Here is a 24042-nt window from a genome sequence, read left to right on the forward strand (position 1 = left end):
GGTTGCATCGCTCCTAGATGGGTCGCGGCGTGGCCGGGTGGGACCCGGCCGTGACTAGTTCGGCGACGACGTCGCGCGGGCTCTTCTGCTTGACCAGGCCCTCGCCGACCAGGACCGCGTCGGCGCCGGACGAGGCGTAGCGGATCAGGTCCCGGGTGTCGCGCACGCCCGACTCGGCCACCTTGACCACGTCGCGGGGCAGGCCCGGGGCGATGCGCTCGAACACCGAGCGGTCCACTTGGAGGGTGGTCAGGTCGCGGGCGTTGACGCCGATGACTTTCGCCCCCGCCGCGAGCGCCCGGTCGGCCTCGGCCTCGGTGTGCACCTCTACCAGCGCGGTCATGCCGAGGCCGGTGACGCGCTCGTGGAGGGAGACGAGTGTGTCCTGGTCGAGGGCGGCGACGATCAGCAGCACCAGGTCGGCGCCGTGGGCGCGGGCCTCCAGCACCTGGTAGGGGGAGACGATGAAGTCCTTGCGCAGCAGGGGGACGTCGACCTTCTCGCGGATGGTGTCGAGGTCGTCGAGGCTGCCCTTGAAGTAGTTGGGTTCGGTGAGGACGCTGATGACCGCGGCGCCGCCGGCGGCGTACTCTGCCGACAGCACGGCCGGGTCGGGGATGTCGGCGAGGGAGCCCTTGGAGGGTGAGGCGCGCTTGACCTCGGCGATGACACTCACTCCGCCGCCGTTGAGGGCGGCGTAGCCGTCGTGCGGGGCCTCGGCGCGCTCGGCGGCCTCCCGGATGGCCTCCATGGGCACCGCGCTCTCCCGGCGCTCGAGGTCGGCGCGGACTTCGGTGATGATCTGTTCGAGCACGTTCACCTAAGATCGTCCCTTCTCCTGCGCCGTTGCGGTGATATTAGGCGACGACGGGTCCCGGCCGGAGTCGAGGGCGTTCCACAGTTCGGCCGGGTCCTCTGCTATGGCACCGCCATCGACCGGATTCGAAGCGTAGCGGGCCGACGGTTCCGGCCAGCGACCGGAGCGGATCGCCGCGACCAGGGCCGCGGCGGTGATGAGGACACCGGCGACGGCCAAGCCGACCGGGGCGGGGCCCTGGGCGGCGTGGAGTCCGCCGGCGAGGGCGACGGCCGCCCCGGCGGCGGCGGCGAGCACGCCCAGGCCGCGGCGGGTGCGCCGGCCGGCCGCGAGCATCGCCAGGAAGGCGGCCCCGGCGGCGAGCGCGCAGGGCAGCGCCCAGGCGGCCAGTTCGGAGCCGGGCCGGGCGACGGTCGAGGCGATTCCGGCGGCGTTCTCGACCGTCTCGGAGGTCCAGTCGCTGGTGGCGGCCAGCGCGGCGCCGCCGACGGCGGCGAGCCCGACCAGGACGGTCCGGGCGCGTTCGGCTGAGCCGGTCATGCGATCCGCCTTCCGGTGAAGCAGGTCCGGGTGCCGGTGTGGCAGGCCGGTCCGGTCTGCTCGACCTGGAGCAGGACCGTGTCGCCGTCGCAGTCGATCGAGACCGACTTGACCGCTTGGTGGTGGCCGGAGGTCTCGCCTTTGACCCAGATCCGGCCGCGGCTGCGGGACCAGTAGGTGCCCTTGCGCGTGTCGATGGTGCGGCGCAGTGCCTCGGCGTTCATCCAGGCGTGCATGAGGACTTCGCCGGTGTCGTGCTGCTGTGCGATCGCGGGCACGAGCCCGTCGGCGTTGAACGCCACGCCCGCCAGGGCGTCGTCGCTGGTCTGTCGGCCTTCCACGTCTACCGATTCTGAACGCTGCCGTGACCGGTCCGCCACCCGGCCCCGGGGTAAGGCGGATCATGGGATGGTGGTGGCCGTGAATCGACCGCATGTGATCGTTTCGGCCGCAATGAGCATCGACGGCTACCTCGACGACGACTCGGGCCGGCGCCTGATCCTGTCGAACGCGGCCGACCTGGACCGGGTCGACGAGGTGCGCTCGGGGGTGGACGCGATCGCGGTGGGCGCCGGGACGGTCCGGGCCGACGATCCGCGGCTGCTGGTGCGCTCGGCGGAGCGGCGGGCGCTGCGGGAGGCCGCGGGGAGGCCGCCGTCGCCGCTGCGGGTGGTGTTCTCCCGGTCCGGGGAGCTGGATCCGGGCGCGAGGCTGTTCAACAGCGGCGAGCCGGTCCCGATCGTGTACACCGGCGAGGCGGGGGCGGAGCGGTGCCCGCTGGTACGGCGCGGGTCCGGTCCGGCCGCCGAGGTGGTGGTGGCCGGTGGGAGCTCGGTGAGTCTGCCGCGGGCTTTGGAGGACCTGGCGGCCCGGGGCGTGCGGCGGCTGCTGGTGGAGGGCGGCGGGGCGCTGCACACGGCGTTCCTGTCGGCGGATCTGGTCGACGAGATGCATCTGGCGGTGGCCCCGTTTCTCCTCGGCGCCCGGGGCGGGGCGCGGCTGGCCGGCCCGGCGAGCTTCCCGCAGTCCCCGGAGCGGCCGCTGGAACTGGTCGAGACCCGCCCGATCGGAGAGATCGCGGTCATGGTGCACCGCCGAAGGGGCGAGACGGACGCTGCTACGTTAATTCATGACCAAGCGGCGGAAGGATTTTTCATGAAGGCGATCGTGGTCGAGCAGACCGGCGGCCCGAACGTGATGCGACTTCTGGAGGGCGAGGACCCCGGCCCGCGCCCGGGCCAGATCGCGGTGCGGGTGGCCGCCGCGGGGGTCAACTTCATCGACACCTACCACCGGTCGGGGGTCTATCCGCTCCCGCTGCCGTTCACTCCGGGCCTGGAGGGCGGCGGGACGGTGGCGGCCGTCGGCGAGGGGGTCACCGAGTTCGAGCCCGGCGACGAGGTCGCCTGGCCGCAGGTGCCCGGCTCCTACGCCGACACGGTGGTCGGCCGGGCCGAGGACTTCGTGCCGGTACCGCCGAAGGTCTCGGTCGAGAGCGCCGCAGCGGTGATGCTCCAGGGCATGACCGCGCACTACCTGTGCAACAGCGTCTACCCGGTGCAGGAGGGCGACACGGTCGTCGTACACGCCGCCGCCGGCGGGGTGGGACTCCTGCTCACCCAGATGGTGAAATACAAGGGCGGCACCGTGATCGGTACGGTGAGCACCGACGCCAAGGCCGAGCTGGCCCGGTCGAACGGCTGCGACCACGTGCTGTTCTACGAGGGCTTCGCCGCCCAGGCCCGCGAGCTGACCGACGGCGCGGGCGCCGCGGCGGTCTTCGACGGGGTCGGAAAGGACACCTTCGAGGAGAGCCTGGACGCGCTGCGCCCCAGGGGCATGATGGCCCTGTTCGGGCAGTCGAGCGGCCCGGCCGGGCCGCTCGATCCGCAGGCCCTCAACCGCAAGGGCTCGCTGTTCCTGACCCGCCCGACCCTCGCCCACTACATGGCGACCCGCGAGGAGTACCGGAGCCGGGCCGCCGAGGTCTTCCAGATGATCGAGGACAACAACCTCCACGTCCGCGTCAGCGAGACCTTCCGCCTCGACGAGGCGGTGGAGGTCCACCAGGCCCTGGAGAGCCGCAAGACCACCGGGAAGGTGCTCCTGATCCCCTGATCGCATCATCAGGGAGGTCATTGCGCTCCGGACCGGCCACTCGCGGAGAGACACGAACCCCGGGACGAACTCGCCGAAGAGGTCCACAGACCCCGGCCCGCACCCGCCGAAGTGGTCTACGAGCCTTGAGCCTCACCCGCCGAACCGATCCGCGGGCCTCGGCCTCGCGCGCCGGAGTGGTCCACGAACCTCGGGATGAACCCGCCGAAGTGGTCTACGGGCCTGGGCCTCACGCGCCGAACCGGTATTCGGTCCGGGTCACACGGGGGTTCTACGGTCCGGGCCACCCAGAAAAGTTGCGTACGAGCGGCTTCGCCGCTTTCGGAAGCATTACGCACGATTCCGTGCCATGTGGGTCGATGAAGCCCGTTCACCCTTACTAGCACTGGGGACCCGAGTCGGGTCCGGCGCGGCGTGCCCTGCGACCGGCACTGTGGGTCCGGCTTGGCCGGTCGGGCGACCGACGCCCGAGCCCCGTCCTGTGCATCGTCGTGGCCTCCGGCCGGGGCCGACTCGGCTGCCAGATGCGGGACCAGGTTCGGGGCGTCATCGACCACTACCGGGCTAATTCGTGCGTAATGCTTCCGAGACGGCGGAGCCGCTCGTACGCAGCCTTTTTGGGTGGCCCGGACCGTTGAACCCCCGTGTGGTGCCGGTGCGTGGATCGGCCCCGGGGTGCGGGCCGGGGTCAGTGGACCGGCTCGACGGGTGCGGGCCGGGGTCCGTGGGCGACTTCCAGAGTCCCGGGTTTCGATAATACGGATTCCGGTTTTAGATTCTCCGCAGTCTCGTTTTCGATTTTACAGGCGTGAACCGACGCTCTAACAGTGAAAACGGGTGGTACTCGGCTATCCGGAGCGGGTCTGTTCGATCCAGGAGCCGTGCAGTCCGGCATAGACCGAGCCGCCGGCCTCGACCAGTTCGTCGTGCCGGCCGTGCTGCACCAGGTTCCCGTCGTCGAAGACCAGGACCTCGTCCGAGGTCTCGGCCGTCGACAGCCGGTGGGCGATGATCACGGTGGTCCGGCCGCGGGTGACCGCGTCGAGCGCCGCCGACAGGCGCAGCTCGGTGGCCGGATCGACCGCGCTGGTCGCCTCGTCGAGGACCAGCAGGTCCGGGTCGGCCACGTAGGCGCGCACCAGCGACACCAACTGGCGCTCGCCGACGCTCAGGTTCGCGCCGCTCTCGCCCAGTTGGGTGTCGAGGCCGTCCGGCAGGGCGTCGATCCAGTCGCTCAGCCCCAGCTCGGAAAAGGCCACGTAGATCTCGGCCGCGCTGATGTCGGGCCGGGCGAAGCGGATGTTGAACGCGAGCGTGCCGTTGAACAGGAAGCCCTCCTGCGGCACCATCGTCACGCGCCCCCGCAGCGAAGCGAACCGGACGTCGGTCAGCGGCGTCTCGCCGAGCACCACCCGCCCGGAGGTGGGGTCCATCAGGCGGGTGAGGAGCTTCGCGAACGTCGTCTTGCCCGAGCCGGTCTCGCCGACGACCGCGACCTTCGAATGCGGCCGGATCTCGACGTCGATGCCGTGCAGCACCTCCTCGCCGCCCGGATAGGCGAACCGCACGTCCTCGAACCGGACCCCGAGCGGGCCGTCGGGCAGGTCGACGCCGTCGACCGGGTCGGCCACGTCCGGTTCGGTGTCGAGGACGTCGAGCACCCGCCGCCAGCCCGAGACCGCGTTCTGGGCCTCGTTGAGCATCTCGGTCGCGGTCACGACCGGCTGGATGAACAGCACCACCAGGAACAGGAACGCGGTGAGCTGCCCGACGGTCATGGTGCCGTTCGCCACCAGGTACGCGCCCAGGACGATCACCACCGCGTACACGCCGAAGTGGACGATTTCACCGGCCCCGAAGGAGAACGCCGACCGCCGGATGGCCTTGGCCTGGTCGCGGCGGTGGTCCTCGATCGCGGCGTCCAGCCGCCGACTGGTGCGCCCGCCGATCCCGTAGGAACGCACCACGCCCGCGCCGACGACCGCCTCGGACACGGCCGAGAGCATCCTCCCCACGCTCCTGCGGACGTTGGTGTAGGCGGCGGCCAGGTGCGTCTGGAGCCACTTGATCAGCCACGTCACCGGGACGAACACCACCCAGACCGCCAGCGCCAACTGCCAGGAGTACACGAACATGACCACCGTGGCCACCAGGATCTGGGCGCTGGAGGTGACCAGCATCATGCCGCCCTGCTGGAGGAACTGGCTGATGGTGTCGACGTCGGTGGTCACGCGGGCGGTGAGCGCCCCGCGCCGCTCCCCCTGCTGGTGCAGCATCGACAGGTCGTGGATGTGGCGGAAGGTGCGCCTGCGCAGATTCGCCAGCGAGGTCTCGGTGACGATGAACAGCCGCCGGTTCATCCAGAAGTTCGCGGCCGTGGTCAGCCCCAGGACGCCGACGGCGAGGGCGGTCACCCCGAACACGTACGGCAGGTCCGGTCCCCCGTCGGCGAAGAGGCCGTTGTCGAGCACCTGCTGGGCGCTGATCGGCACCACCAGGCGGCCGACGGCGGTGACCGCGGCCAGGAAGATGGTGAACGCGAGCCCGCGGCGCAGCTCCGGCGAGAGCTTCAGGCCGCGTCCGAGGGTCTCGAACGGTCCGGGTTCGGTCTTGGCGTCCAGGCTCATGCGGCGGGCTCCTCGTCGAATTCGCGTTCGGCCTCGGCCTGCTCGTAGGCGGTGACGAGATCGGCGTAGGGCCGGTGGCGCTCCAGCAGCTCGCGGTGGGTGCCGCGGGCGGTGATGCGGCCGCCTTCGAGGAAGACGACCTCGTCGGCCAGCGCGATGGTGGCGCGCCGGTAGGCGACCACGAGGACGCTCGCCGAGTCCGAGGAGTTCTTGAGGCCGGCGAGGATCCGGGACTCGACCTTGGGGTCGACGGCGCTGGTGGCGTCGTCGAGCAGGAGCAGCCGCGGCGAGCCGGCGAGGGCGCGGGCGAGGGTGAGGCGCTGGCGCTGGCCGCCCGAGAGGGTGGTGCCGCGCTCGCCGACCTCGGTGTCGAGGCCGTGTTCGAGGTCGCCGACGAATTTGTCGGCCCCGGCGGCGGCGAGGGCCTCCCACAGCCGGGTGTCGTCGAGGCCGGGGCGGTCGAGCGAGAGGTTGGCCCGGACGCTGTCGTCGAAGACGAAGGGGATCTGCGGGACGAGCGCGGTGGTGGCCGCAAGGCTGGCGTGGTCGAGCTCGCGCAGGTCGGTGCCGTCGAGGCGGACCGCGCCGCCGGTGGGGTCGGTGAGGCGGACGGCGAGGTGGGCGAGGGTGGATTTGCCCGAGCCGGTGGCGCCGACCAGGGCGACGGTGCGGCCGGGTTCGACGGTGAAGGAGACCTCGCGGATGGCTTCGCCGCCGCCGGGGTAGCGGTAGGCGACCGAGTCGAATTCGAGGCGGGCCGGTCCGGCCGCGCGGAGGTCGCGGTCGCCGTAGGACATGTCGCCGGTGGAGGTCAGGACGTGGTCGATGCGGCGGCGGCCGACCACGGAGGTGGGGAGGTCGCCCAGGACCCAGCCGATGGCGCGGATGGGGAAGGCGAGGATGGAGAACATGAAGGAGACGGTGACCAGTTGCCCCAGATCGATGGCGCCGGCCTGGTAGCGGGCGAGCCCCACCAGCAGGGCGATGAGGGTGCCGAGTTCGGGGAGCCCCTGGATGGCCGGTTCGAAGGCGGCGCGGAGGCGCCCGACGCCGATCATCGCGTCGCGCAGTTCGCCCGCGGTCCGGGTGAACCGCTCGGTCTCCTCGGTTTCGCGGCCCATGGCCTTGACGACCAGGGCGCCGTCGAAGGATTCGTGGGCGTCGGAGGAGACTTCGGCGCGCAGCTCCTGGGCGCGTTTGGCGCGGGGGGCCATCTTGGAGGCGAAGACGGCGTTGAGGGTGAGCAGGATGGGGAACATCGCGAGCGCCACCAGGGCGACCGCCCAGTCGATGGTGAAGAAGACGCCCATGGAGACCAGGATCATGAACAGGGTGCCGCAGGCGAACGGGAGCGGGGCGAGCGGCCGGGTGGCGGCTTCGACGTCGGCGTTGGCGTTGGACAGCAGGGTGCCGGTGGGGTGCTTCTGGTGCCAGGAGACCGGCAGGGCCAGGTACCGGCGGGTCACTCGGCGGCGCCAGTGGGCCTGGACCCGGAACATCTGGGTGCCCGAGCCGATGCGTCGGGCGCACATGGAGGAGAACCGGAGGGCGGACATGCCCAGGAGGGCGCCGATGCCGAGGGCGACCGATCCGACGGTGACCCGGCCGTCCTCGTAGGCCGGGACGGCGACGCGGGAGACGACCCAGCCGACGATGAAGGCGACCGACAGATGCATGGCGGTGTTGACCATCGCGCCCGTGACCGCGACGCTGAATCGCTTGGGCTCGATCCGGATCATGTCGCCGATGTTGCGCAGCCCCTGGCGGAGGATGCTGGAATCGACGGCAGCGTCTGTCATGGGGTTCTCCGGAGGTGGGTGCTCGGCTCCGCCCTTGCCGTGCGGCAAGGAACCGCCTGCAATCATGCCTCGCGGGTGCGACGGTTGCCAACCCGCCTCCGCGGCCGGTCGGCGGGAGGTTTCCGACAACCTGGTGTCGCCATTGCGACATAAGTCGTTTGTCGGTTTAACGGCACTTTGACCTGGACATATCGAAAGTGTATGCCTCTCGCGGGCAGCTCGAAGTCAACCCCGTCGAGCGACAGGCAGGTGGCCCGATGATCCAGGTACTCATGAAGTACGGTCCGTCTTTGCTCGGTACCGCGCTCGAGCGCGTGCTCGCCTTCGAACCGGATATGACCGTGGTCGGCAGGCTGACGTGGAGCGACGCTCTGGAGCCGGCCGGCGGCGATCCGCCGCCCGACGTCGTCGTGCTCGACGCCCGCAAGGCCGAGAAGGTGGAATCCGAATGCCGGGCGCTGTCCGAGGCGCTGCCGGCGGCGAACCTGCTGGTGATGATCCCCGCGGACGGGCCGGCGGTCCAGCCGGACCTGGCCCGGATGGCGCCGCGCGTGGGCTTCATTACCACCGACGAGAGTTGGGAGCGCTTCACCGACGCGATCCGCCGCCTCGCAGGCGGCGGCGCGGTGATCGGCCCCGATGTGGCGTTGGCGGCCCTGAAGGCCAAGGACAATCCGCTGACCGAACGCGAACGCGAAGCCCTCGCCCTGATGCTCACCGGCGCCTCTACCCAGGAGGTCGCCGACCTGCTCTACCTGCGCGTCGGCACCGTCCGCAACTACCTGTCGAGCGCGATCGGCAAGACCGGAGCACGGACCCGCATCGACGCGATCCGGATCGCTCAGGAGGCCGGCTGGATCTGAGCGGGCTCGCGCTCGCCGACGGCCGCGCCGTCGAGGACGAGCACGCGGCGGGCGCGCTCGGCGCTGCCGGTGCGGTGGGCGATGACGATCAGGGTCCCCGGGCGCTCGGCGAAGGCGGCCTCGGCCCGCCGCTCGGCGACCGGATCCAGGTGGCAGGTGGCCTCGTCGAGCACGCAGATCGGCGCCGGCGACAGGTGAGCGCGGACGAGCGCGAGCTGCTGCCGCTCCCCCGCCGACAACTCCGACGGTTCGACCGTCGCCGCCGGCCCGCCGATCCGCTCGACCAGATCCGAGGCGCCCACCGCGTCGACCGCCGAGGCGATCTGCCCCGGACCGGCCTCGGGCCGCAGGTAGGCCAGGTTGTCGCGGACGGTGCCGGCGAAGACGTACGCCTCCTGCGGGATCAGTACGCGGAACCGCGCGAGTTCGAGCGGCGACAGTCCGGCGACGTCGCGGCCGCCGACCGAGACGGTGCCCGAGTCGGGCGGCAGCAGGCCGCACAGCAGTCCCGCCAGTGTGGACTTTCCAATGCCGCTGGCGCCCACGATCGCAAGGTGGTCGCCCGCTGGAATGCGCAGGTCCAGGTTGTGGACGATCGGCTCCGAGTGCGGCCCGTAGGCGAAGGTCAGGCCCCGGGCCTCCAGGTCGGGCGGCGCGGTCGGCGCCGCCGCGGCCGACCGGACGGGTTCGGGGGGGCCGGTGGAGTCGAGGATGCGGCCGAGGGTGACGACGAATCGGAGGCCGCTGCCGCCGACACCCGAGATGAAGCTGTTCAGCGCCGGTTGGAGTCCGTACAGAATGTACAGCAGCCCGCCGGTGATGGTGCCGGCGCTGAAGCCGGCCTCGACGAGCCGGCCGCTCGCGGCCAGGACGGCGATCAGCGGCAGCCAGCCGCCGACCACGAAGCACAGCGATCGCAGTGCCGCCACCCATGCCAACGCTCGCTCGGCGCGGGCCTGTTCGGCGATCGGCCCGGCGACCAGGGAGCGGCCGTGGACCTCGCCGCCGCAGCCGGACAGGTCGACCGTGCCGGCGAGCACGGAGGCGGCCCGGTCGGCGAGGCGCTCGTCGGCCCGCACCGCCCGCCGTTGCCGCGCCGCCGAGACCCCGAGCGTGGCGACGAACAGGAGAAGCCCCAGGAAGAACGGCGGAAGGATCATCATCGCCAGCCGGGGCGAGAGCGACATGAGACCCGCGGTGACGCCGAGAGAGGTGACGACGAATCCCCGCACGGCGACGATGAGCCCGGCGTAGGAGTCGCGGACGATCTCGACCTGGCGGGTCAACTGCGCGACCGCCCCCTCTTTCGCCTCTCCGGCGACGGCCGCACTCAACGACCCGCCCACGACCCGCCGCACCAGCCGGTCGCGGAACGGTTCGACCAGGTCCCCGATGCGGAGGAAGACCATTCGGCCGCCGACCGCACCGAGCACGGCGGCCAGGAGCAGCGCGGCGAGCCAGGCCGCGCCGGTCCACGGCCGACCGGCCCCGAAACCGTCGTCGACGGCCCTGGCGACCACGATCCCCGAGATTGTCGCGGGCAGGGTCTGCGGGACCGACCAGCCGATCACGGCGGCCGTGGGGCGCCGTCGAAGACCGCTCAGGCCGTATCGGATCTCGCGTCTCATGCGAACACCTCCCGGTAGGCGGGCGATTCGGCCCACAGGCGCTCGTGCGGCCCGACCGCGCGGACCCGCCCGGCCTCCAGCCAGACGACGAGTTCGGCGCGGGCGGCGGTGGCGGCGCGGTGAGTGACCAGCAGCCTGGTGCGGGCCGCCTCGGGGGCGGTGAGCGCGTCGACGATCCGCCGCTCGGTCACGGTGTCGAGGCTCGACGTGGCGTCGTCGAGCACCAGCAGTCGTTCGGCGTGCCAAGCCCGGGCCAGACCGATCCGCTGGGCTTCGCCGCCGGACATGGGGGCCTGGTCCAGCGGGGTGCCGTAGCCGCGGGGCAGGCGGCGGATGAAATCGTGGGCGTCCGCCGCCCGCGCGGCCGGCCGCGGCGAGCGCCCCGGCGCGATCGCGTCGGCAACGGTGGCGCCGACCAGGACCGGGCGCTCGGGAGCCCACGCGACGGCCCGGCGCAGCGCTTCGCGCCGCAAGCGGCGCAGCGGCACCCCGTCGAGCAGCACCTCGCCCGCATCCGGGGCGCGCAGCCCGGCGGCCAGCTCCGCGAGGACCGACTTTCCGGCCCCCGAGGCGCCCACCACCGCCGCGACCGTTCCGCCCGGCAGGATCAGGTCGACGCCGTCGAGCGGGCCCTCGACCGAGACCGCCCGGAACTCCAGGCGGCCGTCGCCGTCGGGCAGGTCGAGCTCGCCGTACTCCGCCACCGGGACACCGGTGACCTCGGACAGGCGCCTCACCCCGGCGCGCGACCGCGCCAGGGTGGCGAACACGCCGGTCAGCGCACCGATTCCGGCGCCGCTCATCGCGTACTGGGCCGAGGCCAGCATCTCGCCGGGGCTCAGCCTCCCGGACGACAGCGCCAGACCGGCCGCGAGCAGCACGCCGACGGTGGTCAGGGGACCTACCAGCGCGGACTGGGCACCGGTCGCCGCCAGCACCCGCCAAGTCTCGACCCCGTGCTCTCTGAGCCGCGGCAGCTCGGCCAGCACCCGGTGCCGTTCCCGCTCGACCGTGCCGGCGGCGGCGATGGTGCGCCTGCCGGCCAGGGCCTCGGACAGGCGCGCGGCGATGGCGCCCTGGATCCGCTGGTAGGCGGCGACCGCCGCCGTAGTGCGGGAGGTGAACACCCGCAGCACGACCGCCACGAGCGCGAGCCCGGCGATGAAGGCGGCGGCGAGCCACCAGTCCAGATAGGCCAGCATCGCCAGGCTGCCGATCGACGGGAGCAGTCCCGTGGCCGCCCCGACCGCGGCGGGCCCGGCACGGGCGGCGTCGGCGCAGTTGGCCGACACCCGCGCCGTCAGGTCGCCGGTGTCGAACCGGCGCAGCCGATGCGGATCGAGGGCCAGCACGTGGCGCACCATCCCGCGGCGCAGCCAGGCCGTGGTGGCGGCGGTGCAGGCGGCTCCGGCGAACGCGTCGACCAGTTCGCAGGCGGCGCTCACGATCACGAGTCCGGCCGCCGCCGCCATCGGCGCGGCCACACCGCGGCCGGCGACGGCCGCGTCGACGGTCTCGGCCAGTACGAGCGGCAGCGCCAGCATGGACAGCGTGCCGAGCACCGAGGAGCCGCCGATGAGCGGCAGCCAGCGGCGGGCCCGGGCGACGGCCGCCCCGAAGGACAGTCCGCGCCCGGACCCGCTCGATTCGGCTACTCGCAGAGCAGCACGCTCAGGCGGCTCGTTCCGTCGCACAGCGTGACGCTCAGGTTGCTGTCCTTGCCCTTGTCGTTGGACAGCTCGTCCTTGCTCTCCATGCCTTGCAGGTCGAGAAGTGCCATGATCGCCTCTCCTTTCTTCGGGTCAGGGGAATCTCTTCTTCATCGGCGCCGTCGGCGCCGACGCCTGTGGGCTCGCCGGCCAGGAGGCCGGGAGCAGGGGCATCGCCACCGGATCGGACCGCAGGACCGATCCGAGCGCGAGCAGGACACCGGCGCCGCCGGTCGCCAGGTCCATCGACAGCCGCAGCAGGCCCGTGCCGGGGAAGGCGACGCCGCCCTCGTAGGGCAGGGCATGCCACGACAGCGCGCGGACCTGGTCGCGGACCACCGGGTCGGCCAAGGGCTCGGCGCTGCGACCGGCCCGGTACAGCAGCATGCCGGCGCGGCCGGTGAACAGGCCCGGAAGGATGTACATCGGCGATTCGGCGGCTCGAGCGATGCGGTCCGAGGCGGCGGCGAAGGACTCGCTGCGGCGCCGGGCCGCGAAGGCGTCGAGCGCGATGCCGACGCCGGCGGCGCCGACTTCGAGATAGGGCATGGTGCGCCAGCCCTCGTCGACCTCCATGGAGCCGTTGCCGCGGACGGTGCACCGCCGCAGATCGAGTTCGATGGCCGCTTCGGCGGCGTCGAGGTAGGCGCCGTCGCCGGTCTCGTCGTAGGCGCGCATGAGCAGCAGCGACCGTCCCGCGCCGCCGCGCATGAGCCCCGCGTAGGCGCCGTCACCGCCGCTGACCTCGCCGACCGCCTCGAACGGCACCCGTTCGGCGACCAGTTCCGCGCACCGCAGTCCGGTCTCGCGCAGCTCGGTCTCATCGCCGTCGGCCGTGCGCGCCAGGTGCAGCAGATTCAGACCCGCCCCGGCCAGGCCGCCGTCGAGATCGGCGCTCAGGGTCTCCCACCGCTCGTCGAGGAAGAGATCCACGATATCCAGCGCCGCCTGGCGGTGGCCGAGGTGGTCGAGGGTGAACGCCGCGCCGTGCAGGCCGTCGTACAGGCCCAGCCTGGTCCCCGGGGGCGGGGCGAGGGAGCGGTCGAGCAGCCAGCGCTCGAAGCGCTCCCAACGACCGGCCCCGCAGGCCGCCAGCGCATAGAGCACACCGGCCGCACCGAAGGCGAGTCCGAGGCCGCCGGTCGAGAACTGCCGGATGTCGCCGGGGAAGAGCCGGTCGTCGCGTTCGGGGGTGGCGCTGGCGACGATGGAGCGGGCGATCCGGTCGCGCAGCGCCGGCCAGCGTCCGGTGTCCGGTTCGATGCTCGGGGCGGGTTCGGCCGGGAGGCCGGACGGCGCGATGCGCTCGACCGCCTCGTCGAGGTAGTCGGCGGCCACCGGGAAGCGCTCCCGGATGATCGCCGCCAAGTGCCTGGCTTTGGGCCGGTGGAGGCCGAGCAGGTTGGTCAGCGGCAGGAACAGGGCGAGCTTGAGACACGCCAGGGAGTAGCGGTCGGCTTCGGCTCCGGCCATCGAGCGCGGGGCCGCGAAGCCCTGGTTGCCCAGGCCCGCCGGGCGGGTGGCGTCGGCCGGTCCGGCGACCTCGAAGTCGAGCAGGCAGATCCCGCCTTCGGCTCGTTCGATGACGTTGAACAGGTGCAGGTCGCCGTAGGCGAGACCTCGCCGGTGGATCGCTTCGAGGACGCCTGCGACGCGATCGTGAGTCGAGCGTGCCCACTCGGTGAAGCGGCGGTAGTCCTCGGGGGTCGCGGTGGGGTCGGCCAAGGGGTAGCGGTCGACCAGGGCCGAGCTGAGGACCTCGCCGTCGACGTGCTCCATCGCCATGAACCGGTGCTCGCCGAGCCAGAACAGCTCGTGGGCGCGGGGCACGCCGTCGATGCCTTCGAGCCGACGCAGGATGTCGTATTCGTGCTCCACCCGCTGGACGGCGTCATGGCTCCTGGCGTCGATGCCCGCGTGCGGGCGTCCCTCCTTGAGCACCACCTGGTCGCCGGAGCGTTCGTCGCGTGCGAGATATATGCCGCCGCCGTTGGAGAAGTGCAGGACCCGCTCGATCTCGTAGGGCAGGTCGGTCACGGTGACTTCGTTGCGGGCCTTGAGGTGCGGGACCAAGAAGTCGGGCAGGTCGACCCATTCGGGGGTCCGGAAGACCGGTTCCCTGATGTCGGGAACGAGGAGGCCCTCGGGGTCGGTGATCGCGGGGACCACGTCGCCGCCGTCGGTGACGGTGTAGCGGTCGGCGAAGGCCCCGTAGCGGACGTGGAGCGGGCCGGAGCCCCAGCGCAGGTCGCTGAGGATGTAGGGGCCCGGCACGCCCTCCAGCAGGGCGCCGAGTTCGTGGAGGATCCGCTCGCAGGCGTCCTCGTCGGGCGGGTAGACGGTGGCCAGTTTGCCGCTGGAGTCGCGCGGTGCGTACTTGGAGAGCCTGGCGGTCAGGGCGTTGGGCGAGCGCAGGAACTTGAACTGGACACCGTGGTCGACGCAGTAGTTCCACACCGTCTCGAGGACGCGTTCGGCGCTGTGGGCGGCGGCCGAGGCGTGGATCTTCCAGCCTTGTGAGGGTAGGGGCCGGTGCGAGCGGACGGTGATCCAGTCGTCCTGTTCGGCGCATTCCCAGCCGTCCGGGAGCGGCCGCTCGGCGATGGCGAAGGAGGGGCCGGCGGAGGTCGCCGAGTGCATGGCGTCGTAGAAGGTCCGATCGGCCATGCTGTACTTCTCGTAGTGGTCGCCCATTGCCGCTCCCATCGAGTCCGGAAGGTCCGGTTCTCATCGTGACGGGTGAGCGAGAGCTGGTATAGACGGGTTTGTCACCGATCGGCCGTGAATTTCTCACGGTCGTGCCGTGAGACGGGCGTGTTCGGCCCGGTCAGGCGGGCGGCGGAAGGCGCACGGGGTGTCCGGCTTCGTCGAGATCCCGTTTGATCTCGGCGATGGAGACTTCGCCGAAGTGGAGGATGGAGGCGGCGAGCACCGCGTCGGCGCCGGCTTCGACGGCGGGCGCGAAGTCGGCGGCCTTGCCGGCGCCGCCGGAGGCGATGACGGGGATGTCGACCGCGTCGCGGACGGCGACGATGAGCGGCAGGTCGAAGCCGGCCTTGGTGCCGTCGGCGTCGATGGAGTTGAGCAGGATCTCCCCGGCGCCGAGCTCGGCGGTGCGCTCGCACCATTCGACGGCGTCGATGCCGGTGCGCCGGCGGCCGCCGTGGGTGGTGACCTCCCAGCCCGAGTCGGTGTCCGATCCGGAGGCGACGTCCGCCGAGAGCACCAGGACCTGGTTGCCGAAGCGGTCGGCGATCTCGGCGATGACCTCGGGGCGGGCGATGGCGGCGGTGTTGACGGCGACCTTGTCGGCTCCGGCGCGCAGCAGCCGGTCGACGTCGTCGGGGGTGCGCACGCCCCCGCCGACCGTGAGCGGGATGAAGACCTGCTCGGCGGTGCGGGCCACCACGTCGTACATGGTGGCGCGGTCGTCGGAGGAGGCGGTGACGTCGAGGAAGGTGAGCTCGTCGGCCCCGGCGTCGTCGTAGGCGGCGGCCAGCTCGACCGGGTCGCCCGCGTCGCGGAGGTTCCGGAAGTTCACACCCTTGACGACCCGCCCGGCGTCGACGTCGAGGCAGGGGATCACGCGCACGGCAACAGACACGCGATAAGCGTACAAGGCTCGGCGTGTTGATGCGCGTCCGATCCGTGGGCGGACACTACGACTCAGGTTGCGAGAACGGTGGGGCCGGAGCCGGTTCCGGCCCCACCGGCCGTTTCGACTTCGGGCGGCAGGTTCAGCAGTCGCGCAGTTCCGGCGACTGGTTGAGCAGTTGGCCGCGCGGCGAGATGAACTTGCGATAGCTGTCGGAGTCGACCTCGGTCGGCGGGAAGGCGGCCACGCGGTGGCAGTTCTGGAAGGCCAGCTTCACTCCGAAGTGGCGTTCGAGCGCCCCGCGCATCGAGTCCGAGGCCAGCACGCGCAGGAGCTGTCCCCGGGCCTGCTCATCGGGCGGCGGCGTGGTGTTGTCGGCGAACCGGGTCGACCCGGTCGACGCCGCTACACCCTGCTTGAGGTCGGCCACCACCTTGCTGATGAGCTGCCAGGCGTAGGGCAGCGACTGCTTCACGCAGTCGACGAAGTCCGCATCGCCGATATCGCCGGTTTCGGCCTTGGCGAGCAGGTCCTCTGAGACGTCAAGGGACATGCCGTATCTCCTCTCGGTTCGGATCACTCAGTCTGCGCCGATCGGTCACCCTCCGCTGTCGGATAGTCGACGCAGGCAGTTCTCAGATGCATTTCGTCTAGACAGTCTGGGCGCCCAGCAAGTGCTCGCCGAGCTCGAAGTCCGGGACGATCTGCTCGGCCAGGTCGATCCCGGTCCGGTCGTTGCCCCAGGCAGCGGCGGCTTTGCGGTGGAATTCGCGGGCCTGCCGGGTGAACTTCTCCCAGTCCTTGCCGGCGGCCGCGGCCCGCTCGCGGGCGGCGTCGAGCACAGCGAGGTTCTCCGGCTCCAGCTCCCCGATCGGTCCCACCCGGCCGCGCTCGGCGGCCTTGACGTACCCCGAGCGCGAGCACCAGCCGATGAGCGCGTCGCCGACGTGCTCGCGCAGGAAGGCCACGTCCTCGTCGTCGTCGATCTTGTTGCCGATCACGGCGATGTTCACCTCGTAGTCGGCGGCGTATCCGGCGTACTGCTTGTAGACGCCGACGCTGCGCAGGGTCGGCTCGCACACCAGGAAGGTGTGGTCGAATCGGGTGAACATCCCCGATGCGAAGGCCTCGGCTCCGGCGACCATGTCGACCACGACGAATTCGTCGCGCGCGTCGATGAGGTGGTTGAGCAGCAGTTCGACGGCGCCGACCTTGGAGTGGTAGCAGGCCACGCCCAGGTCGTCGTCGACGAACCCGCCGGTGGCTGCGAAGCGGATGCCGTCGATCTCGGTGAACGCCCGATCGTAGATCGGGTTCGACTCGCGGACGGTCAGCAGCCGCGAGCCCGGCCCGGGCGGGGTGGTCTTGAGCATCAGGTCGGCCGACGGCACGAGCGGGTTGGATCCGCGCAGGTAGTCCTTGATGAGCGGCATGTTCTCCCCGAGCGCGGGCCCCATGGCGGCGGCCTCGGGGTCGAGGCCGAGGGCGGCGCCGAGGTGCTGGTTGATGTCGGCGTCGACGGCGATCACGGGGTGCCCGAGCCCGGCGGCCCGGCGGGCGAACAGCGAGGCCAGCGTGGTCTTGCCGGATCCGCCCTTGCCGACGAAGGCGAGTTTCACTGGTGCAGCCTCCAGATGGTAATGATAATGATTGTTGATTTCAGATGGAGGCTACCAGTGCCGCGAGACGACGGTGTCTCACATGCAGAACGGCCCCGCCCGTAACCGTGTCCGGGCGGGGCCGCAGGGGCTCGGAGTCAGTCGGCCGGGGCGGCCGCCCCGGCGTTCTCCGGCTCGGGCGGGGCCGGGGTCCGGTCGCGGCGCCGGTACTGCAGCGCCAGCATCGCCGCCGCCAGCGCCAGGCCGGCCAGGTCGGTCGTGGTGTCGGCGCTGAGCAGCATCAGCGCGGACACGAACAGTCCGATCCGCTCCCACCAGTGCAGGCGGGCCTGGAGCTGCCCGGCCACGGAGCCGCCGAGCAGGAACGCCGCCAGCACCGCCGTGGCACAGGCGAGGATCGTCCCGGCCCAGTCGTCGCCGAGCAGCAGCAACTGCGGGGCGAACACGAACGCGTAGGGCACGATGAAGCCGGAGATCGCCAGGCGCACCGACTGCACGCCGGTCTTGATCGGGTTGCCGCCCGAGATGCCGGAGGCGGCGAAGGCCGCCAGGCACACCGGCGGGGTGATGTCGGCCAGGACGCCGAAGTAGAGCACGAACATGTGCGCGATGAGCGTGTACTCCCAGGTCGGCTGGCCGAAGTAGCCGCCGGCCTCCGGCAGGCCGAGGCCGACGTACTGGCCGTCGATGAGGGCGATGATCGCCGGGGCCGCGACCACGGCCATGACCACGTAGTTCGCGGTGGTCGGCAGGCCGATGCCGAGGATGAGGCAGGCGATCATCGTGAAGAACATGACCATCATCAGCTCGGAGCGCTCGAACGGCAGGAACGCCGACAGGTTCGTGCCGAGGTTGATGAGCCCGTCGGCGATCTTCAGCCCCAGGCCGGTGTTGTTGATCGCCCCGGAGATGATGCCCGCCGCGGCGGTGGCGGCCACGATCGGCAGCGCCATTCTGGCGGCGTCGATCAGACCCTCGCCGAGGGTCTTGATCGTGAGCTTGTCCGCCATGCTCTTCCAGCCGTCGATGCCCTTGAAGGCCAGGAACAGCAGTTGCACCGTGATGTTCAGGCCGATGGTGGCCAGGACCGCGTAGAAGGCCGCGGTCATCGGCGTGAGGCCGGTCGACAGCAGCACGAAGATGACGATCAGCGGCAGCAGCAGGTAGCCCTTGGAGACCAGGAGCGGGCCGAGCTTCGGCAGCTCCGACCGGGGCAGGCCCAGAATGCCCTCGCGGCGCGAGACGTAGTGGACGACGATGAACTGCGAGCCGAAGAACAGGATCGCCGGGATCAGGGCGGCGACCATGATGTTGGCGTAGGAGATCTCCTTGCCGATGGTCTCGAGCATGATGAACGCCGCCGCGCCCATGACCGGGGGCATGATCTGGCCGCCGGTCGAGGAGGAGGCCTCGACGGCGCCCGCGAACTCGCGCTTGTAGCCCGAGCGCTTCATCATCGGGATGGTGAACGCGCCGTTGGAGACGGTGTTGGCGACCGAGGAGCCGGTGATGGTGCCGGAGAACACCGAGGTGATGATGCCGACCTTGGCGGTGCCGCCGACGCGGCCGCCGGCCAGGCCCAGCGCCAGGTTGGTGAAGAACCGCTCCATGCCGGTGCGCTGCAGCAGGGCCGCGAAGATCATGAACAGGAAGATGAAGGTCGAGGAGACCCCGAGCGGGATGCCGAAGACGCCCTTGGTGCCGAGCCAGGCGTCCGAGAGGATGCGGTCGGGGTCGAGGCCGCCGAAGTTCAGGAAGCCCGGCATGTACGAGCCGTACAGCATGTAGGCGATCATCAGGACGCACACGACGGTGAGCGCCATGCCGACCGCGCGGGCGGCGGCCACCAGGACCAGCAGCGTGCCGACCGACGCCGCGGCGATGCCCGCGGTCGGCCAGGTGCCGCCGACGAACTGGTTGAAGTCGCCGGCGTTGGCGTAGACCCACCAGCAGGCCCAGACGCCGAGCGCGGCGAGCACCACGTCGGGCAGGGGCACGCCTCCGACGTCGAGTCGGATGTAGCGGGTGATCTGAACGAGCACCAGCAGCGCCGCCGCCGGGAGCATGATCGCCGGGTCGGAGACGCCCACGGCGTAGAAGTAGCCGATGACCGCCAGGCCGGCGGCGGTCCAGATCAGGCCGTTGCGCCGCTCCTTCTCGGCGCGGCGCTTGCTGTTGTAGATCAGGAAGATCAGCGCCAGGCCGAACGCGAGGTGGACGACCTGCTGCCGGGGCGTGGCCAGGGTGCCCTGCCAGGCGGTGTAGAGGTGGAACAGCGACATCGACAGGGCGATGACGCCGACGATCCACCGCCAGGCGGGGTGGTACTCGCTGCGGACCGGTCCGACCGAGGCGGTGATCGGCTCGGCCTCGCGCATGGCCTTGATGTCGGCGGCGGCCTGGTCGGTGTCGTAGGCCACCGCGGTGTCGGAGCGTGGTGGTTGGGCGCTCATCGGGTGCTGGTGCCTTTCGGGATGTCGACCTCGGGGGTGGCGACGAGCTGGGCTGATGGCACTTGCGGCGAGCCGGCACGAGGCCGGCTCGCCGCAAGTGTGGTCTTGCTTACGCGAATCGTACGCCAGGTCGAACGCTAGAGGACGCCCTGCTCCTCGAAGTAGCGCTCCGCGCCCGGGTGCAGTTCGACGTCCACCTGGCCGTCTAGGGCGGTGTCGAGCGAGATCGAGGCGGCCACCGAGTGGTCGATCTGATCGGCGTTCTCGTACATCGACTGGACCAGCTCGTAGACCTGGTCCTCGTTCAGGCTCGGCAGCGCGTACAGCGTGGCCCAGCCGGTGACGGTGGTGGCGTCGTTGTCGATCCCGTCGTAGGTGCCGCCCGGGATGTCCAGGCTCGACAGGGTCTGGTCGTCCTCGGTCAGCGTGCTCAGCACGTCGTCGGGGATCGAGACCATGGTCAGGTCGGTGCCCTGGGCGGCCTCGGTGAGCGAGGCGGCCGGCAGCGAGAGGATGCCGAAGGCCGCATCGATCTGGCCGTCGCGCAGCTTCGCGGCGGCGTCGCCGAAGCTGTCGGCGAACGTGTCACCGGGCTCCACACCCGCGGCGTCGAGGATCTGCTGGGTCATGCCCTGGGTCCCCGAGCCGTCGGGGCCGATGGCGACCCGCATGCCTTCGAGGTCGGCGATGGTCTCGATCTCGGCGTCCTCACGCGCCACGATCTGCATCACCTCGGGGTAGATGTTGCCCAGCATGGACAGCTCGACATCGGTGTCGCCGAACTCGCCCTCGCCGTTGACCGCCTGGGTCGCGGTGCCGTTGACGGCCATGGCCAGGTTGATGTCCCCCGACTGCAGCAGCCTGATGTTCTCCACGGAGGCGCCGGTCGAGATCGTCGAGACCCGCAGGTCGTCGAAGTTCGACGACCACATCTGCGCGATCGCGCCGCCCAGCGGGTAGTAGGTCCCGCCGACCGACCCGGTGCCGAGCACCATGGACGACATGCGCTCGCCGTCGTCGCCGCCGCCACCGTCGTCGCCGCCATCGGACCCGACGCCGCAGCCGGTGGCCAGCAGCGCGGTCGCGGCGACCGGCGCGACGATACGCGCGATCCTCCTCAGCATCTGTTACTCCGTTCAATCGAGATGTGTACGCGCCGCACAGCGGCGGGCACGGGCTGTTCTTAATCCACGGCTGGAAACGCCGCCGTAGGGGTGGGATGAAAGCACTCTACGACGCCGGAACCACACAGACAGCAGTACGCGCCGTGATGAGGCCGCATAGTATCCGAACCGTTATGTTCTTCCCGTCGCTGGTCCTCCGCGCCGATCGGGATTATTGTCGTCGACATGAGCGTGTCCGCACAGCCGGGGAAGATCACCGTCCGAAAGCTCGGCCTGATCGACTACCGCGAGGCCTGGGACTACCAGAAGGAGTTGCAGCGCCGACGCATCGACGACGAGATCGACGACACCGTCCTGCTCCTCCAGCACCCGAGCGTCTACACCGCCGGCAGGCGCACCGAGACCTGGGCGCTGCCGCGGGACGGCACCCCGGTGGTGACCGTCGACCGGGGCGGCCAGATCACCTGGCACGGACCGGGGCAACTGGTCGGCTACCCGATCGTCAAGCTGCGCAAGAAGGTCGACGTGGTGGCCTACGTGCGCCGGGTCGAGGACATGATCTCGGAGGTGTGCCGGGAGTTCGGGGTCGGTTCCGCGCGGGGCCGGCTGCGCGACCGCACCGGCGTATGGCTCCCGGCCGACGATCGGGGACCCGAGCGCAAGATCTGCGCGATCGGGGTGCGCGTGCGGTGGGCGACGACGATGCACGGCTTCGCGCTCAACTGCAACCCGGACATGGGCGCCTGGGACCGGATCGCGCCGTGCGCGATCACCGACGCCGAGGTCACCAGCCTGTCGGCCGAACTCGGCCGGGAGGTCACCGTCGACGAGGTGACCCCGGTGGTCGAGAAGCACCTGCCGATGCTGCTCGAGGGGGACTGAGCCTCAGCAGCCCCCGATGGGGGGCGGCTGCTCCTCGGCCGGTTCGGGCCGCTCGCCGAGCATCACCGCCAGCAGGTTGTCCCACGCGTCCGACTCGGGGTAGAAGATCTCCGAGTGCGAGTGGACGCCCTCGACCTCCTTGCCGGAGATGCCGCGGTCGACCAGGCTCACGCCGACGTCGTCGGTCGCGTCCGGTGAGTCCGGGAGGCTACCGGTGAACAGGGTCTTCGTGCCCGGAAAGTCGTCGGGGTCGGCGCCGTGGCCGAGCAGCGGCACGTACGGCGCGCCCTGGATCCATTCGATCGGGTCGCCGGGCGCGGTCATCGAATAGCGCGGGCGGCACGGCTCGGCCAGATCGGCGGGTTCGTAGACGTCGTTGCCCATACCGGCCGAGGCGATGTGGAGGATCCGGTCGGCCGCCAGCTCGTCGGTTTCGGCCAGACCGATCACGGCCCCGCCGTACGAGTGCCCGGCCAGGGTGATCGGGACGTCCTCGCCCACCTGGGCGCGCAGGTCGGCGGTGAACGACGACAGGCCCGCGGCCGCGACCGCGGCCCAGGAGGCCCACGACTCCTCTATCCAGCCCGAGGGCCAGGAGGCGCCGGCCCACACCACGACCGCCAGCCGCCCGTCCGAGGCCTCGGAGAACGACTTGGCGCGCTGGTAGTAGATGTCGAAGTTGGCGCTGGTCAGCACCGCCGAGCCGCCGGGCACGAGCACGGTGACCGTCTCGGCGGTCGCCAGGTCGCCGACCACCTCGATCCAGGAGCCGTCCCCCGAGTTGTTGTAGGGGTCGAAGTAGAGGAACTCGCGGTCGCCGCCGGCAAGCTCGGCGATCTCCTCGCGCGGCGGGCGCTCGGCGCCGGCCGTCCAGGGCCGCTCCGGGCCGTCGAACCGGGTGGAGGCCTCGCCGGCGGCCTCGATGACGAGCCGGTTGGCGGTCGCGCGCGCCTCGAACGGCGCCCCGGGCAGATCGCCGATGACCGACGGGTACAGCACCGACAGCCACGCCGTGTGCTCCTCGCCGAGGCCGGTGAAGAACTCCCCCACTTCGACCGGGTCGAACTCGCCGGCGTCCTCGGCGAACGCGGCCAGCGCGGCCGACAGTTCGCCCGCGTCCGGGTCGGGGCGGGCCTCGACCAGGTCGAGGGCCAGGTCGGCGTCGTCGAGCGCGGCGGTCAGGAGCGCCTCGGGGTCGTCGGCGCCTACCGGCGCGTCGGCGCGGAAGTCGGCGATCTCGGCGCCGGGGTCGGAGGCGACCGCGGGCACGGGCAGGGCGGGTTCGGCCTCGGCCTCGCCGAGCTGGGTGACCCCGGCGAGGTACACCAGGGCCATCGAGCTCACCGCGAGCAGGCTGGACGCCCGCCACCACCGCATTCTCACGGGCAATAGGGTAGCCGAGGCCCGCGCCGTGTGCGAGCCCTTGGCGCGTCCCATGGCCCTAGACGGCGACCGCGGTGTACCGGCCTCCGCTCGCGTTCAGCGTGAGCGGGAGGCCGAAGGCCTTGGAGAGGGTTTCGGAGGTGAGCGCCTGGTCGAGCGGGCCGGCTGCGACGACGCTGCCGGCCGACAGGATCAAGGCGTGGGTGAATCCCGGCGGGATCTCCTCGACGTGGTGGGTGACCAGGATCAAGGCCGGCGAGGATTCGTCGGTGGCGAGCCCGGAGAGGGTGGAGACCAGGGCCTCGCGGGCGCCGAGGTCGAGTCCGGCGGCGGGTTCGTCGAGCATGAGCAGCTCGGGGTCGGTCATGAGGGCACGGGCGATCTGCACACGCTTGCGCTCGCCTTCGGAGAGGGTGAAGAACTGCCGGTCGGCGAGCTGGGCGACGCCGAGCCAGCCGAGCAGCGACATGGCGCGCTCGTCGTCGATCGGGTCGTAGTCCTCGCGCCAGCGGCCGACGCGGCCCCAGGCGGCGGTGCGGACGACGTCGAGGGCGGTCTCCTCGCCGGGGAGGGACTCGGCGACCGCGGTGGTGGTCAGGCCGATGCGGGGGCGCAGTTCGAACACGTCGACCGCGCCCAGGCGTTCGCCGAGGACGTCGACCGTTCCCGATGTGGGGTGGTTCCGGGCGGCCGCTAGGTTGAGCAGGGTGGTCTTGCCGGCCCCGTTCGGACCGAGGACGACCCACCGTTGGTCGGCGTCGACGTGCCAGTCGACTTTGTCGAGGAGCCGGTTGCCGCCGCGCACGACGGTGACGCCGGAAAGGTCGAGAACGCGTTCTGACTGTGCCACGGGATCAATGAAACCACGGGTGCGATCTGGGGGTT

The 24042-nt window shown here is 71.3% G+C and carries 19 protein-coding genes and 1 pseudogene; 4 read left to right on the forward strand and 16 right to left on the reverse strand.

Going from position 1 to position 24042, the window contains the following annotated elements; genetic code table 11:
• Positions 1-13: 13 nt before the first annotated feature.
• Genes trpC through hisI form a run of 3 tightly spaced genes read right to left on the reverse strand, consistent with a single transcriptional unit; the run spans position 14 to position 1698 of the window.
• Positions 14-820 (reverse strand): indole-3-glycerol phosphate synthase TrpC, encoded by an 807-nt coding sequence (gene trpC / locus CUT39_RS01825; protein WP_198586792.1) that lies wholly within the window; start codon positions 818-820, stop codon positions 14-16.
• Positions 821-1357, reverse strand: a complete 537-nt coding sequence (locus tag CUT39_RS01830) for a Trp biosynthesis-associated membrane protein (RefSeq protein ID WP_100444231.1) — start codon at positions 1355-1357, stop codon at positions 821-823.
• Positions 1354-1698 carry a phosphoribosyl-AMP cyclohydrolase gene (hisI, locus tag CUT39_RS01835; RefSeq protein WP_100444232.1) on the reverse strand — a complete coding sequence of 115 codons (345 nt, stop codon included), beginning with the start codon at positions 1696-1698 and terminating at the stop codon, positions 1354-1356. Before hisI ends, CUT39_RS01830 begins: the two co-directional genes overlap by 4 nt.
• A gap of 67 nt (positions 1699-1765) precedes the next feature.
• Here hisI and CUT39_RS21610 point away from each other — a divergent pair.
• Both CUT39_RS21610 and CUT39_RS21615 read left to right on the forward strand, forming a co-directional pair.
• A pseudogene (locus CUT39_RS21610) lies at positions 1766-2419 on the forward strand (RibD family protein); the annotation flags it as partial.
• A 93-nt stretch (positions 2420-2512) separates the two neighbouring features.
• Positions 2513-3475 (forward strand): quinone oxidoreductase family protein, encoded by a 963-nt coding sequence (locus CUT39_RS21615; RefSeq protein WP_198586798.1) that lies wholly within the window; start codon positions 2513-2515, stop codon positions 3473-3475.
• 848 nt (positions 3476-4323) lie between these two features.
• Here the strand turns inward: CUT39_RS21615 and CUT39_RS01845 are convergent.
• On the reverse strand, positions 4324-6102 hold the full coding sequence (locus CUT39_RS01845; RefSeq protein WP_100444234.1) for an ABC transporter ATP-binding protein: 1779 nt from the start codon (positions 6100-6102) through the stop codon (positions 4324-4326).
• Positions 6099-7874 carry an ABC transporter ATP-binding protein gene (locus CUT39_RS01850; protein ID WP_100444292.1) on the reverse strand — a complete coding sequence of 592 codons (1776 nt, stop codon included), beginning with the start codon at positions 7872-7874 and terminating at the stop codon, positions 6099-6101. The genes CUT39_RS01845 and CUT39_RS01850 overlap by 4 nt, the downstream gene beginning before the upstream one ends.
• 284 nt (positions 7875-8158) lie before the next feature.
• On the opposite strand from CUT39_RS01850, the gene CUT39_RS01855 reads away from it, so the two are divergent.
• On the forward strand, positions 8159-8764 hold the full coding sequence (locus tag CUT39_RS01855) for a response regulator transcription factor (RefSeq protein ID WP_100444235.1): 606 nt from the start codon (positions 8159-8161) through the stop codon (positions 8762-8764).
• Here the strand turns inward: CUT39_RS01855 and CUT39_RS01860 are convergent.
• The 9 genes from CUT39_RS01860 to CUT39_RS01900 all read right to left on the reverse strand — a co-directional run bounded on the left by CUT39_RS01860 (position 8743) and on the right by CUT39_RS01900 (position 20892).
• Positions 8743-10392, reverse strand: coding sequence for an ATP-binding cassette domain-containing protein (locus tag CUT39_RS01860; RefSeq protein WP_100444236.1), 1650 nt, complete (start codon positions 10390-10392; stop codon positions 8743-8745). The two genes, CUT39_RS01855 and CUT39_RS01860, sit on opposite strands and share 22 nt — an antisense overlap.
• Complete coding sequence (locus CUT39_RS01865; protein ID WP_232805527.1) at positions 10389-12086, reverse strand: ABC transporter transmembrane domain-containing protein; 1698 nt, start codon at positions 12084-12086, stop codon at positions 10389-10391. Before CUT39_RS01865 ends, CUT39_RS01860 begins: the two co-directional genes overlap by 4 nt.
• Complete coding sequence (locus tag CUT39_RS01870; RefSeq protein WP_100444237.1) at positions 12044-12172, reverse strand: SapB/AmfS family lanthipeptide; 129 nt, start codon at positions 12170-12172, stop codon at positions 12044-12046. Before CUT39_RS01870 ends, CUT39_RS01865 begins: the two co-directional genes overlap by 43 nt.
• Positions 12173-12194: 22 nt before the next feature.
• Positions 12195-14795: a class III lanthionine synthetase LanKC gene (lanKC, locus tag CUT39_RS01875; protein WP_100444238.1), complete on the reverse strand. Its 2601-nt coding sequence runs from the start codon at positions 14793-14795 to the stop codon at positions 12195-12197.
• A gap of 133 nt (positions 14796-14928) precedes the next feature.
• Entirely contained in the window at positions 14929-15705 is a 777-nt protein-coding gene (hisF, locus tag CUT39_RS01880) for an imidazole glycerol phosphate synthase subunit HisF (RefSeq protein ID WP_100444239.1), read from the reverse strand.
• A 133-nt stretch (positions 15706-15838) separates the two neighbouring features.
• Positions 15839-16249: an SCO5389 family protein gene (locus CUT39_RS01885; RefSeq protein ID WP_100444240.1), complete on the reverse strand. Its 411-nt coding sequence runs from the start codon at positions 16247-16249 to the stop codon at positions 15839-15841.
• Between the two features lie 97 nt (positions 16250-16346).
• Positions 16347-17315, reverse strand: a complete 969-nt coding sequence (locus CUT39_RS01890) for an ATP-binding protein (RefSeq protein ID WP_100444241.1) — start codon at positions 17313-17315, stop codon at positions 16347-16349.
• A 137-nt stretch (positions 17316-17452) separates the two neighbouring features.
• Positions 17453-19768 carry a TRAP transporter permease gene (locus CUT39_RS01895; protein WP_100444242.1) on the reverse strand — a complete coding sequence of 772 codons (2316 nt, stop codon included), beginning with the start codon at positions 19766-19768 and terminating at the stop codon, positions 17453-17455.
• A gap of 137 nt (positions 19769-19905) precedes the next feature.
• Positions 19906-20892: a TAXI family TRAP transporter solute-binding subunit gene (locus CUT39_RS01900; RefSeq protein WP_100444243.1), complete on the reverse strand. Its 987-nt coding sequence runs from the start codon at positions 20890-20892 to the stop codon at positions 19906-19908.
• Positions 20893-21117: 225 nt separating this feature from the next.
• On the opposite strand from CUT39_RS01900, the gene lipB reads away from it, so the two are divergent.
• Positions 21118-21774 (forward strand): lipoyl(octanoyl) transferase LipB, encoded by a 657-nt coding sequence (gene lipB, locus CUT39_RS01905; RefSeq protein ID WP_100444244.1) that lies wholly within the window; start codon positions 21118-21120, stop codon positions 21772-21774.
• A 3-nt stretch (positions 21775-21777) separates the two neighbouring features.
• On the opposite strand, the gene CUT39_RS01910 is transcribed toward lipB, so the two are convergent.
• Complete coding sequence (locus CUT39_RS01910; RefSeq protein WP_100444245.1) at positions 21778-23151, reverse strand: alpha/beta hydrolase; 1374 nt, start codon at positions 23149-23151, stop codon at positions 21778-21780.
• Between the two features lie 64 nt (positions 23152-23215).
• Positions 23216-24016, reverse strand: coding sequence for an ABC transporter ATP-binding protein (locus CUT39_RS01915; protein ID WP_408611086.1), 801 nt, complete (start codon positions 24014-24016; stop codon positions 23216-23218).
• Between the last annotated feature and the right edge of the window lie 26 nt (positions 24017-24042).

This window comes from Glycomyces xiaoerkulensis, assembly GCF_002798405.1.
GTDB classification, from domain to species: Bacteria; Actinomycetota; Actinomycetes; order Mycobacteriales; family Micromonosporaceae; genus Glycomyces; species Glycomyces xiaoerkulensis.